Source organism: Nonomuraea sp. NPDC049269, assembly GCF_043197155.1.
In the GTDB taxonomy this organism is placed as follows: Bacteria; Actinomycetota; Actinomycetes; order Streptosporangiales; family Streptosporangiaceae; genus Nonomuraea.
In genome coordinates, this window is sequence record NZ_JBICSO010000011.1 from 371,032 (window position 1) to 385,855 (window position 14,824).

The following is a 14,824-nucleotide window of genomic DNA, read 5'->3' on the forward strand; positions in this document are numbered from 1 at the left end:
CCTTTCTAATGTCTTCATGCTCTTCTCAGGTTCCTGTCTTCGGGTGAACGTGAACAGGACACAAGGAGGGCATGTGCAGGACAAATGCGCCATCAGCGTGCTGATGGGTCAGGTCAGCTCAGGGGTGCCCATCAGCTTGCCGAGATCGCTGACCGCTGCCCGGAGTTGCCCGGTCAGCGACTCGCCGTCGTCCGCGGACCAGCCGATGGCGTATCCGGCCCGGGCCCAGTTCGCGGTCAGCGGCGGAATGCGGGAGCCGGCCGGGACGAGCTGCCGTACGATCTTGACATTCGTCAGCCCGTCGAGCACCTCGACCGGGGCGACGTTCCGACGGACGGTCCCGGAGGCCAGCAGAAACCGCACCTCCGCCCGCCGGGCGCGGGCTGGGCCGTCCGGCGCGAGCGGTTGGCCCAGCGCCAGGTGCGCCTGGTCGAGGTAGAGGTCGCGGCCGTGCACCACGGACACCAGTTCGGTGATGTAGTCGCCGGCCGGTCGTACTGTTGCCTCCAGCAGGACGGGGCGATCGTCGTCGAGCTTCGCCTCGACGTGCAAGATGGCCGACTCGACCCGCCAGGCGGCGATCAGGTCGCGGACGAGCGCGTTGACGGCGGTGTCAGGACGATCGGCACGGTCGGTGGTGTGGGCGACCTCGAGGAAGCCGGTGGGGCCGCCGGTCTGCTTGCGGGTCAGTGAGGAGAAGACCGTCTCGCCATCCCGCACCACGGCCTCGACGCTCGCCTCCGCCCCTGGCAGATACTCCTCCACGATGCCGGTACGACTCGGCGAGATCGCTCGTACTTGCGGCCACCGGTCCAGGGCCTCCTCGACACCCTGGACGGCGAACACGGAGGCGCTCGCGGAGGCGTCCGCCGGCTTCAGCACCGCGGCCTGGACACCGGCGGCGAAGAACCGTACGAGATCGTCGGGGCCGGTGACGGCCGCGTGCCGGGGGCCGGTCAGGCCGTGTCTCTCCCCGGTCTCACGCTGGCGGATCTTGCTGCGGGCGATGCGCGCCGCGCCGACGCCGGGGCCCGGCAGTCCCAGCTCCCGCGCTACCGTCGCGGCGGTGACCAGCGATCCCTCGGCCAGCGCGATCACCCCGTCGTGGCCGGCCGCCATCCGGACGAGCGACTCCACGTCGGCCCGCTCGTCGCGCACCTCGACCGGATGGAAACGATCGACCGCGTGCTCGAAGCAGCCGGCGGTAACCCCGTCCGCGAGGGTGACCGACAGGCCGGCGCGCAGCCACGTGGAAAAGGCCCTCTCACGGCGCGGGTCCGCGCCGATGACGAACAATCTCACCGCTCCGCACTCCCAACCGTCCGGGCCGCGTCTTCGGCGAACCGGTCAAGGTTTGCGATGGTTCTCTCCCAGAGCGCGAGGACGTCTGCCTCGCTGTAGCGTTCTGGCTGGTACCGCAGAGCCACCCGTAGGCCGCCGTCGTCGTCCTCCGTCCAGTACGTCAAGAGCGCCCCGTCCGGCCGGCTGAGGTGGACCGGAAACTCCTCGATCTCGGTGTTGGCGAAGGGAACCAGTGGCACGGCCGCGCGCATTCCCAGCGACTGGGCGTTGAACGACAGGTACGGCAGCGACGTCGGGCGGCTGAACCGTTCCGGCACGCTGTCCGCGACGACCAGGGGCCAGGGAACGCGCGCCGAGTTCAGCGCCGCGACGAGCGCCTCGCGGAACGACCGCAAATGCTCGCCTGGATCGGCGCTCCGGCCCTGGTGGGGGATGGCGACGTGATCGGCGAGCCAGCCCACTGCCCCGCGCAGGTCAGGCCGTGGACGTCCGGTGACCATCATGAGTGTCGCGGTGGGGAAGTGTTCCGCCAGCTCGGCCGACGCCGCGTCCAGGGCGGCCAGGACGAGCTGGAGCCGGGTCAGCCGGTGTTGCCTCGCGGCCGGCAGCAGGCGCTCGTACCAATCCGCGTCGAGTTGCCGCGGGATCCGTGGGATCTCCGCCCGGCCGGTGGGCCCCTCCTGGGGGAGGATGACGTGCCGCGCGAGCTTCCGGCGCAGGTTGAGGCCGGCCGTGGACTCCAGGTAATTGTTCTGGCGTTCGAGCCAGCCGAGGTACGCGTTCGGCGCCGGGGGCAAGGTCTCGGTCGACGCGCCGATCTCCAGGTTGTAGAGGCGGTACAGGTCGGCCACGAGGATCCGTCGCGACCACTGGTCGGAAACCAGGTGGTCGATCACCAGCCCGAGCATCATCTCAGCGGCGTCCGGAAGCGGGATGACGATCAGCCGGGCCAGCGGACCCCGCTCCACGTCGAACGGCCGCTCGGCCTCCCGTGTCAGCGCCTGCTGGGCGTCGGCGGGGGGCTGCAGCCGTATCAGGTCGACCGGGTCGGCCGGGTCCAGCCGCCACAGCGGCTTCCTTGGGTCGAAGGACGTGAGCAGGGTCGGTTGCCGTCGTTGCAACCGGATCCAGGCCCGGTTCAGCGCGGAGAGGTTCAGCTCACCGCGTACGCGCAACGCGGAGATCGTGTGCTGCGGCCGGTAGCGTCCGGCCTCGGCGTCCTCGACCAGCCGGAGCAGGCGGCTGCGCTGGGTCCACGATGGTGTGATCGGGCCGTTCATCCCAGGCTCCGGTCGGCGAGGTAGCGGGAGATCTCTTCGACGGTGGGATGGTCGAAGACCAGACCGTACGGGATCTCGGCTTCCAGCGCGTCCTCCAGTCGTGCGGCGATCTCCATCGCGGACATCGAATCGACGCCGAGCTCGAAGAGATCCGCGGTGAGCGGGACGGACTCGACACGCAGGACCCGCCGGCAGGTTTCTACGACCAGCGCGTTCCCCTCGCCTTCGGATCCGGTCGAAGCTTCGGGGCCGGTCGCGGCTTCGACCGGTTTGGCGGAGGCCTGGTCGCGTAGGTCCGCACGGTCGATCTTGCCGCCCGGCAGCAGCGGCAGATCCGTACGCGTGACGAACTCCTGCGGGACCGCCGCGGCCGGCAGCTCCCGCAGGATCGCCTCCCGCAGCACACGAACCGGAGGCGGAGCCGGATCTCCCACGAGATAGGCGACCAGCCGTACGTCCCCCGCGTCGACGACGTCGATGACGGCGACCTCACGGACGCCGGCCACACCGCGCAGCACCCGTTCGACCTCCGGCAATCGCAGCCGGACCCCGCGCACCTTGACCTGCTGGTCCAGCCGGCCGAGCAGGTGCAGCAGTCCTCGCTCGTCCCATCGCCCCATGTCGCCGGTGCGGTAGACCTGCTCACCCGTGGGAGCCGTCTCGAACGTATTGTCCGTGCCGAGGTATCCCAGCGAGCGATACGGCGTCGTCAGCACCACCTCGCCGACATCAGCGGGCTGCCAGGACCCCGGGCGCAGCACGCTGACCGAGCACTGGGGCAACGGCCGGCCGACCGGCAACGGGCCCGCGCCCGGCTCGTCGGGAACCTCGAAAGAGCACTGGGCCAGGGTGGTCTCGGTCGGCCCGTACAGGTTGACCACCCGGCAGCTGGGCGCCACCCGGCCGCGCCAGTCGTTCACCAGCTCCGCGTGCAGTGGCTCGCCGGCGAAGAAGGCGGCCCGCAGGCTCGGCACCGCGGTGTCCACGGCGGCGGTCGCCAGCCATCGCCTGACCAGCGACGGAACCGTGTGGACCAGCGTGATCCCGTACGCCCGCGCGAACGAGAAGACCCGCCTGGCGTCCCGCGACCGCGACCCAGGCAGGCAGAGCGTGGCGCCGCTGATCAGCGGGGTGAAGATGTCGCGCAGCACCACTTCGAAGGACCAGTTCGACAGTTGCGCCACTCGGTCGCCGGGCCCGACCTCGAAGGTGTCCCGCTGCCAGCGGAGGAAATGGGCGAGCGAGTCGTGCGCGCCCAGCACGGCCTTCGGACGCCCGGTGCTGCCAGAGGTGAAGGAGACGTAGGCGGCCGAGCGGGCGTCGAGCCTGGCGGGCTCGGCCAACGGCTCCACCTGGTCCGGGACGGCCCTCGGCCGGGTCTGCCCGTGCTCGAAGATCTGCCGGTCGTCACCGTCGGCACGTACCAGAAAGCGTGCCACGTCGGTCATGGTGTCGCGGAGCTCCGGCAACAGCGTCGGATCGATCGGGAGGATCACGCAACCGGCGTAGAGCGTGCCCAGAAGGGCGGTCACCGACGTCGGCGTTCCGTCGTCCTCGACGGCCACCACGTCACCCGGCGCGGCGCCCAGCTCGCGCAGCAGTCCGGCGAAACCGCGTGCCTGCCCGAGGAGTTCCTCGTACGAGAGAGTGCCTGTCGGACCGACGATGGCCAGCGCGTCGGGATGCGCGGCTGCCGCCGTTTCGATCAATTGAGGGATAAGCAGTTGCGGGATAAGCGTTTGCGGGATAAGCGTTTGCGGGATAAATGTCATCGTCAAATCCGTCCGTCGGTGTCATGTGTACGGGCCCGCCGCGCCTGCAGCGTCAACACGGCCGTGGCCACTGCCAGCCAGCCCAGGCCGACGGCCGCCTCAGCGGCGGTGTGGCCCAGCCATGGTCCGCCCGAGAGCGCACCGCGTATGGCGAGCAGCCCGTTGGTCATCGGCAGTCCGTGTGCCAGTGCCTCCAGCGCGTCCGGCAGCCGTTCGAGCGGCGCGACCGCGCCGGTCAATGCCAGTAGCAGGTAGCTCACGAGGTTGGTGATGAACGAGTCGACGCGCTGTGTCATCGCGACCGCCGCGACGGCCATCCCGAGCGCGCTGGTGGACAGCGCCACCAGCAGCACCAGCCCGGTGGCCGCCCAGATGCCCGCCATCAGCGCGGGCAGGTCGAAGAGCAGGCATGCCGCCGTCGCCGCCACCAGCCCGCCCAGCACTCCCTCCGCGGTGAAGACCCACCATCGGGTAGCCGCCACCACCGGCAACGGGATCCACGCCAGCCGCGTTCGGTAGAGGGTGCCGAAGAGCCGATCTTCGACCAGGATGTCGGCGGCCTTGATCACCGTCGCGATGGTGACCACCTGCATGGCCCCGCCGACCAGTGCGAAGTCCCGCCCGGCCGGACCGGCCGCGATGAGGCCGAGGTACGCGACGAACAGCGTCTGCAGGATCGCCCGCGGCAGCGAGCTCGCCAGCACCACCCGCAGTGGGTAGACCGCCCGGTATTCGCGCCACGAAAGGGTCGCGATCGTACGCAGCGTGGTGGCAGTATGCCGTGCGCTGGCAGTGCGCCGGGCGGTGGGATCAGACCAGCTCAAGGGTGCCCTCCGCGTGGATCCGCCGCAGTACGACCCGCAGGCTGACGACGGCGGCCACCGCGTAACAGGCGGAGGTCGCGGCCAGCAGCAGCCAGTCGCCAGGCTGCTGTCCCCGTCCTGCGGCGGCGTCGAGCAGCAGCTCACTCGCCCACCGCAGGCTGATCAGCGTGGAGAGCTGTTGTGCCCAGCCCGGTAGCAGGGCGGTCGGCACGAGCAGCCCGCCCAGGATGAACACGGGATAGATGAGCGTCTCGGCGATCCGCACCGCCGAGCGGGCCAGCAGAAACACCGAGCACAGCAACAGCCCGAGCGTGGTCGCGGACACCAGAGCGGCCAGCGCGGTGAGCGTGAAGACGACCGGTGCGGCGATGTGGACCGGATGCCCGGCCAGTGCCGCCACCACCCCGACGGTCAGCACCGTCAGGGCCGCCGACCGTAGCACCGCGCCGAGGCTCTTGCCGATCAGCACCACGACCAGCCCGGTCGGCCTGCTCACGATGCCCGGAAGGATGCCGCGCTGCCGCTCCTGTCGCAGTACCAGCCCGAATCTCCACACGATCGCGCCCCACAGCCCGAGCAGTCCGCAGCCGATCGCGGTACGGGCGCCGGCCGCGGCCTGTCCGGCGGCCAGCAGGGTGACCGCCATGAACACCGCCGGCTGCACAACTCCGGCCATCACGCCGGCCAGCCGGGTCTCGCTCTTGAGCTGGACCCGGGCGCTGGCCAGCAGAGCACGCGCGATCATCGACCGCCGCCCTGGCCGAGGTCGCCGCCCGCGCTGAGCCCGGCGCCCCTGCTGAGCTCGGCGTCTTGGCTGAGGTCTCGGAACACTTGTTCCAGACCCACTGGCTCGACGCGGACGTCGGCGATCTCGCCGCGCGGCCACCGCCGGGCAAGTTCGGTGAGCGTCGCCGGCTCCCAGCGGGCCACCTCGTAGCGGGCCGTCCACCTGCCGACTCCGGCCGGTTGGGAGTCCACCAGCCGTACACCGGACTGTCCGGCGCCGTCGTCCGGCCACGTCGGTTCGTCCCCCCGCACGATCACCGTCACCGCGGCGGCCGCACCCGCCTGGCGCAGCAGCTCCTTCAGGGGCAGGTCATGGGTGAGCCGGCCGTCCTGCAGGATCGCCACCCGGTCCGCCAAATCCTCGATGTCGCGCAGGTAATGGCTGGTCAGCAGGATGCACGGCCGATAGCCCGCGGCCCCGGCGGCCAGCTCGCCGATCACCCGGCGCAGCCGGTCCGCCTCGATGGGGTCGAGCCCGACGGTGGGTTCGTCCAGCATCAGCAGCTTCGGGGCGGCCATCAGCCCGATGGCCAGGTGCAGGCGTTGCTTCATGCCCCGCGAATACGTCTCCACCGGCCGGTCCGCCACCTTGTCCAGGGCGACCATGGCGATCGCCTCGGCGGCCCGCCGCTCCAGGCGCCGGTGGTCCAGGCCGGACAGGGTGCCGAAGAAACGGGCGTTGTCGCGGCCCGACAGCCGGCCGTAGAGACCCTGCTCCCCGCCGAACACCACGGACAGCAGGTGCCGTACATGCCGGGTCCGGGTGACCACGTCGGCCCCGCCCACCCGGACGCTGCCGGAGCTCGGCAACAGCAGGGTGCTGATCACCTTGATCAGGGTCGTCTTCCCCGCACCGTTGAGCCCCAGCAGGCCGACCACCTCGCCCGCCTCAGCCGTGAAGGAGACCTCATGCAGCGCCTCGACGGTCCCCGACCCGGTCTTGAAGGTGCGGCTGACCGCGTTCACCTCCAGCGCACTCATCGTGGGGTTCACCAGGGCACGTCCCAGTCCTCTGAAGGCAGCACCCGCTCGTCGTAACGCTCTGGCCACGCGCGCCGCCCGGCGGCGCAACGCTCCGCTGGGACGAGGGCCGATCCGTCACACGGCACCGCCACCGTCCACAGCGGGTGGAGTCGCGCGCCCCGCTCGGCCTTCACCTCCGCCGACTCGATGCCCAGATGCAGGTGGTGCAGTCCGGCCCGTTCCATGTACTGAACAGGCAGGTAGTAGGACAGGTTGAAGTATTCGTACGCGTTCAGCAGCCGGGCGTAGTCGAAGCCGATCATCCGGGCATAGAGCGTGTCGCCGAACCGGTACTGCAACCCGCCGGCCACCGGCTGCCCCTCCCGGCGCACGGTGAACGCCACGCTGTCGTCATCGAGGAACTCGGCCTGCGGGATCAGCACCTGCCGCATCGACTCCGGACTGGTGCGATGCCCGTACTTCTGTTGCAGGTTGGCGACCAGCGTGGCCAGCACCGGCAGGCACTCGCTCAACGGCTGCTCCGCCAGCTCGTAGCCGGCCTGCTCGAAGCGACGCCGCTCCCGCATCGTGCTCTTGCGCCGCCGGCCGCCGAGGCCGGCCAGGTAGCCGTCCCACCCGTCGGCGGTCAGACACCCCTCGACCGTGTCGAACGCCACCGACCCGCCCTCGGCGTGGAGCCACCTGGTGACGCGGGTCGGCGCGAACATCCACACCAGGCCACGGGCGTCCCGCTCAGCGGCCAGCCGGAGCCCGGCCTCCAGCAGCGCCCGCAGCGCCGACCGGCGCTCCCGCTCGTCGCCGGACAGCAGGATCCCGCTGTGGTGGCCGCGGCGGCCACCCGCCAGCAGCCAGTGGCCACCCCTCGTCAGGGCCTGACGGTGCCGTCTCGGTGCGTAGAAGCTGCTGCCCTCCACCCGGATGTCATAGACCGGCAGCGCGCCGACCAGGGAGCCCTCATCGCGGGCGAGCACGTACCGGACGCTCGCGAACGGATCGCCCTCCAGCGTCCGCAACCACCTGTACGACAGGTAGAAGTCGTCGCGGGCCACCAGCCGATCCCAGTCTGGCTGCCCGACCTCGTCCAGTCCCTCCATCACCGAGATGTCCAAGCCCACCAAGCCGCTCCAGGTCTCGTCATTCCGAGCGCATTCCGCGGAACAATCTTCATGAAGTCGAGTTTGGCCGCCCGGTCTGCGCAGAACCAGGGCAGGGACCGGACATCGATCGGACATTTCCGTAGGCGCCCGCCCGCCCGTATGGATTCTCCGCCTCGACGTCTCATGTCCGGCGAATGACCGCCTGCTGCCCTGGCCCGGCGCCCGATGATTTGGAAACCTGGCTTTCCAGGAGCCCACGTGAGAGTGGCATCTCGGGGGACAACACAGAGTTCGCGCGTCAACGCACGCGCGGAAAGTGAGGTGAAAAGAATGGGTAGCCCCGCCGCGCAAGTCGCCCATTTCGCGGGAGCTGTGCCACCGGAGTCATATTCGTCGGCGAATCGGCAGCATGGCGCATGAATAATGCCTCAGGACAGGAGAAGCCTACGTCCGGCACCCTGCTTTCCCAACTTATCGAGACCGACCCGATTCTGCGACTGCATTGCGCCGTGGAGCGTGACGGCGTGCCATATCCCGACCACCCCGTCCATGAGAAGGCCACCCGCGTCGTGGACGCGGACGGTGTCCAGGCGGGCGCCGACGGGTTGCCCACCTCGCTGGCCCGGGTGTTCAGGATCGGCCTCGACAGGTACGGAATCGGCATGGACAGGCCCCGCTTCGAAGTGGCGCCCGGGGGGCGGGCGACGGGCCGGATAGTGATGTCGGACGTGACCATGGAAGGGTCGGACGAGGCAGCGGCCCGGCGAGGTATGGCGGAGCTGGCCGATATGGCCGTGCTCTTGGGGCGGACCGCCGGCATACCGGCACATGCCGTACAACGCATCCTCGCGACCGAGTTGCGCTTCCTGTCCCCTCGCGCCGCGTCGCTGCTCGACGCCTCAGGGGAGGGCCCGGTTCATACGGTGGACGGCCGCCAGCACACCGTGCTGGTGGAGGTGCTGCGCCGGGTTGCCGAGCGTGCTCGCCTGCGGCGGGATGATCCCACGATCAAACCGCCGGCCGTGATGCTCGACATCGACATGTGTGCGCTTGATCCCCGCGCCCGGGTCGTCCACGCCCTCAGAGCCGTAGGCGTCGATCCGGACGGGCTCGGGGCTCTGCCCTCGTATCATCGGCCGGCCTGGGATCTGTGGATTCAGGAGGCCGACGCGGAGGTCGACCACAAGGCCTTCTGCCGCGCTCTCTTCCGGCCGTGGGAGAACCTGCGCTGGGACACGCCGGTGCCCGGACTGGCCCGCTTCGTGTGGGACGTGTACGACGTCGGCGGCCGCGTGGTCTTCAACACGGGACGGCGTGAGCGGGTCCGCGGGCACACCGAGCACGCGCTGGCCTACGCGGGCATCACAGGGCCACGCATCGCCTTCCTGCGGGACGACCGCTCGCGGCCCGTTCACGAGTTGAAGGCCGAGAGTCTGCGGGCCTTCGCCGACCTGGACATCGTCGCCGTATTCGACGACATCTGCGAGAACCGGCAGGCGATGGCCAAGAAACTCACGGACGCTCTCTTCGTCGCGGTGGCCCTGCCCGGCTACGCCCACGAGCGACCCTATGACGGTGCCGAGGTCGTCCAGTCCTTCGAGACCATTCCACGCTGCGCCCGCACGGCGCGGGCCACGAGACTTCCGGCGCTGTCACATGCAAACTCGCTCGCCGAACTGCCGCTGGCCGAGATGTCGGAAGGAGAACTCTCCTTGGAGCACGCCGTACGGCTCAGCGAGCGCGACTCCCTGGAAATGGTCGGCACGCTGCTCCAGGGCGCCGAACGCGCCGCGATCCATACGGCCGAGCGTGCCCCTCGGACAGACGATCTCGCGGCCGATATTTATCACCTGCTCACCCGGCCGCAGTTCCGCAAGGGAGCACGGGCGACCTATCCCTTGGCCACGGCGAGGCGTGAGATCCGGTCCCATCTGGCCGACGGCGCCCCCATTCCCATCATCACCAGGGGATTCCCGCTCAAATTCCACTACAACAAGCTCAAGACGATGGGAAGCCTGCCCGACCTGTCAGAGCTCGCCGCCATGATCCGGCTCCGCGAGCTGCAACGTACGGTGCAGCAGGTGTATCCGCCGGGACTGGCGATCACCGTGCTCGGCGACGGCAACCATTTCCGGCCGCACCCTCGAAGTCTGCTGCGCGCTTACCGGGAGAAACTGCTCTCCTATCACGCTCTCGTCGGCGGGACGGAGATTCTCACGATCGCGGATCTGAACGAGGTCGCCGAACAACGCATGGGACCCCTCGCCATGCGGCAGCATGCCCTCCTCGTCCCGCGACGAGTGGCGGAAATCTGTGACGCCCTCGTCGGATTGGATATCGTCTCCACCCCCGTGCGCGCACTCGAGCAGGCCACACTCCGCACAGCCGGAGTGATCGGCGACAACCGCAGTGGTGGAACGGCGATGCCGAATTTCGAGAGCCTGTTCCGATCGCTGATGTACACGGTTTCCGCGACACAAGGCCACGCCGCCGCTCTCGCCAGGCACATCTACGCTGATCTGTTTAACGTGACCGACCCGGCGCTTTCCGTGCCGATCGCCGCCGAACGTCGCGCGGTGCTGGTCAAGGCGTGGCATGACACCATCCAGTACATGGCGGTCCTGTGGGTCGATCGTGACCTGGGATTCGACGCGGCGATGTTCTCCAACCAAATCCGGCTGACACCCAACCCGCGCAGCGGCTGTCTCGGCTTCACCTACCTTGGCGGGGCGTCTGTCCTCCCCTGGCATGGCATGGCGGCTCTGGACGCCTTAGGCCGTGTGTCGACCGATTTCGCGGTGTCCCTGCTCGATCAGGGCTTTGTTCCGGCGTACTCGCCTCTCCTCGGCCCGGCCCAGCCATGGATGATGGTCCCGGTCACCGCCACCGAAGGCGGCCGCCTCGACCAAGGCTTCCGCGCCGCAGTGCGGCTCAGACGCCGCTGAGCGCCCACCCTTGACCGTGGAAGGCGGCTTTTGACCGTTCTCGTTCAGCGCGGCACGCGTTCGTACAGGGACAGCTGTCTGGTGCGGAACGACCAGTAGCCGATCCGCCGGAATCGTGGATCGTCGCGAACCACGCTGGTACTGCTGCTCTCGTCAGTGACCTTGGAGGGGCCAGGACGCGCTTCGAGGGCTGATCAGCCGACGACCACGTCCAGGAAGATCGGCTCGTCCCCCTGCGCGCCTGATGGCCCCGGTAATTCCGGCATCTCCACCTGACCTGTCCGGCACCGTCATCCGGCCGTGCCGACGAGTCCGGCATGACCTGTGCCACCTAAGAGCAAATGAGATTACCTGGATTGTCCGAATACGTCCTGAAATCTGAGGTTTACTTGGGTGCCTTGGTCATTCACCCGCGCAGGCCCGGAAGCCGTACTCCGCCGCGAAGGATCGCAGCGCCTTCTCGTTCTCGTCCGGTGCCAAGGACTGTTCCACCGCCTTCTTCGCCTCGGCCTCCCTGTCCGCGCGCATGGCCGCCTCCGCGCTTCCGCTGAGTTCGCGCAGGGTCGCGGTCAGTGCCCTGGCGGGCACGAAGAACTTCTCCCGCACCCGCGCGACGTCACCGCCGGGCGGCGCGATCGCTTCTATCGCGGCGATGGTGCCGGCCATCGACTCCGACGCGCGGCGCAGTTCGTCCACCTCCTCGCGCAGGTTCGCGGGTGGCTCCTCGCGGAGATCCGACTGCCGGGACGCTTCCTCACACACCGCGTCCACGGCGGCGATGTACTGCTTCTTTACGTCCTCGTACGGTTGCTCCTCCGCCACCGAGACCGTCGCCCACAGCGCCAGAGCCAGAGCCGGCACGACCCCGGCGACGATCACGCGCCACGCCGGGACGTGCCTTCTCTCACGCGATCCCATCCGCCGCTCACTCCTTCGGAAGAAAACTTCGGAAGAAACGCCCTTGGCGCTCTCGCGAGCGCCAAGGGCTGAAGTCCGGCCGAGCTACGTCCCCGTCCCAGCCCGGGATCAACACTTGATCCGGCGCTCCTGCGTCCGCTTGTACAGGGTGGCCACTTCGCTGCCGCGCAGGAGGGAGTAGAGATGCACCTTCGTCTGGTTGCGGTAGAGCTGACTACCGCCGGAGCACTTCCACGAAGGGGTCGTCGTCACGGTGAACGCCGCCCTTCCCTTCTTCACCTCCGAGGTGGCCTTCGTCCGCCAGAAGCCGAGGCCGCGATACTGCTGGAGAGTCGTCTTGACCACGGCCCGGCGGCCCCACTCGCCCTTCTCGCAGTGGACCTGCCTGCTGGTGGTGATGCGGTCGCCGCTCCTGTACGGGGTGATTATCCGCTGCCAGCCTTTGCAGCGGTCGTGGTACCCGACTCCCAGGTAGGCCTTCGCCGACCAGCCCGGCGCCAGGACGGCCGAGCCGTCCGAGACGGCGGTGACGCCCAGCCCTGCTTGCGCCGACGCCGACGCGGACGACCCTCCCATAAGGGCGGTCGCCGTCAGACCAACGACGAGAGCCGCGCCTGTAATCCCTTTTCGTCCGACCATCGGATCTCCTTTCAAAGAAATCCTCTGCACTATCCGACTCGGGAGTCCCCGATCGACCGCGCACAGCCATTCAGAGGAATATCCGTATGCCTGCCGATGGCGCCGATGTCGAACACCGGTGCTTGGGAACGGCGCTACTCTGACCGTCAATGCCCGGCAATGGCAAGCGATCTGCCCCGTCCGATCATCCAGACGTTGTCCAGAGATATTAGGACAATCAAATTAGCAGGTCAGGAATCTGCGACAGGGGTTCAACGCACCAGCGGAATCTTTCCTGGACCCGCCCGACGAGCCCCCTCTTGGGCGTCGCAGCAATTGTGCCATTCCCATGATTAAGAATCGGGTTGATATGGCCATGGCCTGGTGTTTCGCTAATTGGTCGAGCCGCCGCCGGCCCCCGCAAGCGACGGCGGCGGGTGATCACAAATGAATTGGTGAGCGACTCAGCCCCGGTGCGCGGGCAGTTGTGGGCGTTCGTCGGTCCAGCCGATCGCCTGGTACGAGGTGGAGACACGGAGCTCCGCCTGTCGCCCGTTCGCGAGCTTGGTGGTGTTCGTCCTCACCTGGGCAAGAAGCAGCCCGGTGCTGGGCTCGACCACGATCCGAACCTGGGTGAACAGACCCGGCTCTATTTCCTCCTGATAGCTGAGCGCCTGCCCGCGTCGGCCCAGCGGGTCCGTCATCTCCCCCTCAGCCTGAATGCCGGGCAGAGACGCGAGGATCCGGTACGCGGATGCCCGAACCTCGGGCGAGGCGGGCAGGCGACTGATGATGTCCTCACAGGCCTGCACAAGGAGGTACCACGTCGCCTCCGCCACGTCGTACCCGGCGTCCGCCGTCAGGCGCCGGGTGATGTGCTCTTCCAGGTAGCTCCTGAGCTTGTCGGGCTCGCTCGGGATCGCGCGCACCTCCTCCCAGGTCATCGATTCCCCCGCCAGGTCACCGGCCGTGCCCTTCCACTTGCCGTAAAGCCGTTCGGCGGTTCGCTCACCCGCCGCCGCCTCCAGCGGCCCGAACGGGACGGCGAACAGGTTCTCCGTCTTCATGTTCTTGGGGTATCGCCAGCTGGTGGGCGCCCCCGCAGCCCGCCATGCCGCCTCGTCCTGCGGGGTCGCGGGCTTGACACCGAGATCCTGCCGGATGCGCCAGCTCCGCAGATCCGTCCGCTTCGCCAGCCACAGCTCTCCAGACCGCCCCTCCTCGAGCACATAGCTGCGCGTGGGATCGGTCAGCATCCACCGGGTGACGCCCGCGGTGTGCCAGTAGTCGCCGCTCGCAGGAGCCTTCTCCATGGCGACGGCAGCGGCGAGCAGGATCTGCCGGGCGGTCGGTTCGGCCGTCGCGGACACCGACGGTGTGACGGAGATCGTGCTGCCGGACCGCATCGCGGGGACGATGACCGCGACCGCGGCGGCTGTGGCAAGGCTCAGTCCGGCGGCGAAGCTCACCACGAGCCGCCGTCGTGCCTTCGGGCGTGGCCGCGCCGTGGCCACCGGTTCCCGTTCCTCGGACATGATCGCGTGCATGAGCGTCCGCGCCTCCGGTGCGGACGCCTCTCCGGCGAGGTCCTTGTCGCGCACGCGGGCGAGATCGGTGAGGTTCACAGTGAGCTCCCTTCCAGAGCGACGGCACGAGGGTGGTCGATCCCGGCTTTCGCCAGCTCCCGGGCGAAACGCTTGCGGGCGCGATACAGCCTGATCCGCACCGCGTTGCGGGAGACGCCGAGCATGCGGGCGATCTGCCCGTGGTCGAGCCGCTCCCAGGCGACCAGGGAGAGTAACTCCCTGTCGTCGTCGGTCAGGTCGCGGAAGACCCGTCCCATCTGCGAGATCTCCTCCTCCGGCGGGCGGGCCAGCGCGGGGAATGCGGCGAGTCGATCACGCAGGGCCGCCGTACGCTGCTCGTGGCGCCGCTCGCCGCGCTGGTGGTTGGCGAGCACCCGGCGCGCCACGCCGTACAGCCACAACCTTGCCTCGTCGCCCTCGGGCAACTCCTCGATGCGACGCCACGCCGTGGTGAACGTCTCGGCCACCACGTCGGCGGCGTCCTCCGGGTGCGGGCAGCGGCGCAGGACGTAGCCGAGTATGGGTGCGTAGGCGGATTCGTAGATCTCCACGAACCGGCTGTCGGGATCGACTCCCATCCGGTCTCCTTAACTGGATCATCGGTCATCTACGTCCATGTCCGGAATCCTGGAGGCATTTCTGGAAGGTCTCGCGGCTACTGGAGACGCGCGAGATGATGATCAAAGCCGGTTCACCACCACATGGCAACGAC

At 68.9% G+C, this 14,824-nt stretch carries 12 protein-coding genes; 1 reads left to right on the forward strand and 11 read right to left on the reverse strand.

From position 1 onward, the window contains the following. Positions 1–108 precede the first annotated feature (108 nt). The 7 genes from ACGFNP_RS51165 to ACGFNP_RS51195 form a co-directional block, all read right to left on the reverse strand. Entirely contained in the window at positions 109–1,302 is a 1,194-nt protein-coding gene (locus ACGFNP_RS51165; protein ID WP_393330733.1) for an acetyl-CoA carboxylase biotin carboxylase subunit family protein, read from the reverse strand. After that, positions 1,299–2,582, reverse strand: coding sequence for a condensation domain-containing protein (locus tag ACGFNP_RS51170; protein WP_358319892.1), 1,284 nt, complete (start codon positions 2,580–2,582; stop codon positions 1,299–1,301). The genes ACGFNP_RS51165 and ACGFNP_RS51170 overlap by 4 nt, the downstream gene beginning before the upstream one ends. Beyond that, positions 2,579–4,291: an AMP-binding protein gene (locus ACGFNP_RS51175; RefSeq protein WP_393330737.1), complete on the reverse strand. Its 1,713-nt coding sequence runs from the start codon at positions 4,289–4,291 to the stop codon at positions 2,579–2,581. Before ACGFNP_RS51175 ends, ACGFNP_RS51170 begins: the two co-directional genes overlap by 4 nt. A 65-nt stretch (positions 4,292–4,356) precedes the next feature. Continuing rightward, entirely contained in the window at positions 4,357–5,178 is an 822-nt protein-coding gene (locus ACGFNP_RS51180; protein ID WP_393330739.1) for an ABC transporter permease, read from the reverse strand. Continuing rightward, a complete protein-coding gene (locus ACGFNP_RS51185) occupies positions 5,165–5,923 on the reverse strand; it encodes an ABC transporter permease (protein WP_358319883.1) in 759 nt (252 codons plus the stop codon). Before ACGFNP_RS51185 ends, ACGFNP_RS51180 begins: the two co-directional genes overlap by 14 nt. Continuing rightward, positions 5,920–6,945 (reverse strand): ABC transporter ATP-binding protein, encoded by a 1,026-nt coding sequence (locus tag ACGFNP_RS51190; protein ID WP_393330742.1) that lies wholly within the window; start codon positions 6,943–6,945, stop codon positions 5,920–5,922. The genes ACGFNP_RS51185 and ACGFNP_RS51190 overlap by 4 nt, the downstream gene beginning before the upstream one ends. 8 nt (positions 6,946–6,953) lie before the next feature. Continuing rightward, positions 6,954–8,063, reverse strand: a complete 1,110-nt coding sequence (locus ACGFNP_RS51195) for a GNAT family N-acetyltransferase (protein WP_358319877.1) — start codon at positions 8,061–8,063, stop codon at positions 6,954–6,956. A gap of 506 nt (positions 8,064–8,569) precedes the next feature. On the opposite strand from ACGFNP_RS51195, the gene ACGFNP_RS51200 reads away from it, so the two are divergent. Further along, positions 8,570–10,990, forward strand: a complete 2,421-nt coding sequence (locus ACGFNP_RS51200) for an L-tyrosine/L-tryptophan isonitrile synthase family protein (RefSeq protein ID WP_393330745.1) — start codon at positions 8,570–8,572, stop codon at positions 10,988–10,990. Positions 10,991–11,392: 402 nt separating this feature from the next. On the opposite strand, the gene ACGFNP_RS51205 is transcribed toward ACGFNP_RS51200, so the two are convergent. The 4 genes from ACGFNP_RS51205 to ACGFNP_RS51220 form a co-directional block, all read right to left on the reverse strand. Then, entirely contained in the window at positions 11,393–11,908 is a 516-nt protein-coding gene (locus tag ACGFNP_RS51205; RefSeq protein ID WP_393330748.1) for a hypothetical protein, read from the reverse strand. Between the two features lie 108 nt (positions 11,909–12,016). Further along, a complete protein-coding gene (locus tag ACGFNP_RS51210) occupies positions 12,017–12,547 on the reverse strand; it encodes a hypothetical protein (RefSeq protein WP_393330750.1) in 531 nt (176 codons plus the stop codon). A gap of 443 nt (positions 12,548–12,990) precedes the next feature. After that, positions 12,991–14,151 (reverse strand): CU044_5270 family protein, encoded by a 1,161-nt coding sequence (locus ACGFNP_RS51215; RefSeq protein ID WP_393330753.1) that lies wholly within the window; start codon positions 14,149–14,151, stop codon positions 12,991–12,993. Further along, a complete protein-coding gene (locus ACGFNP_RS51220) occupies positions 14,148–14,690 on the reverse strand; it encodes an RNA polymerase sigma factor (RefSeq protein ID WP_393330755.1) in 543 nt (180 codons plus the stop codon). The genes ACGFNP_RS51215 and ACGFNP_RS51220 overlap by 4 nt, the downstream gene beginning before the upstream one ends. Positions 14,691–14,824 lie beyond the last annotated feature (134 nt).

Bases quoted from the DNA above. Each gene is read 5' to 3' on its own strand.
- ACGFNP_RS51170 (WP_358319892.1), bottom strand. From the start codon at position 2,582: ATGAACGGCCCGATCACACCATCGTGGACCCAGCGCAGCCGCCTGCTC.
- ACGFNP_RS51185 (WP_358319883.1), bottom strand. From the start codon at position 5,923: ATGATCGCGCGTGCTCTGCTGGCCAGCGCCCGGGTCCAGCTCAAGAGC.
- ACGFNP_RS51190 (WP_393330742.1), bottom strand. From the start codon at position 6,945: ATGAGTGCGCTGGAGGTGAACGCGGTCAGCCGCACCTTCAAGACCGGG.
- ACGFNP_RS51205 (WP_393330748.1), bottom strand. From the start codon at position 11,908: ATGGGATCGCGTGAGAGAAGGCACGTCCCGGCGTGGCGCGTGATCGTC.
- ACGFNP_RS51210 (WP_393330750.1), bottom strand. From the start codon at position 12,547: ATGGTCGGACGAAAAGGGATTACAGGCGCGGCTCTCGTCGTTGGTCTG.
- ACGFNP_RS51220 (WP_393330755.1), bottom strand. From the start codon at position 14,690: ATGGGAGTCGATCCCGACAGCCGGTTCGTGGAGATCTACGAATCCGCC.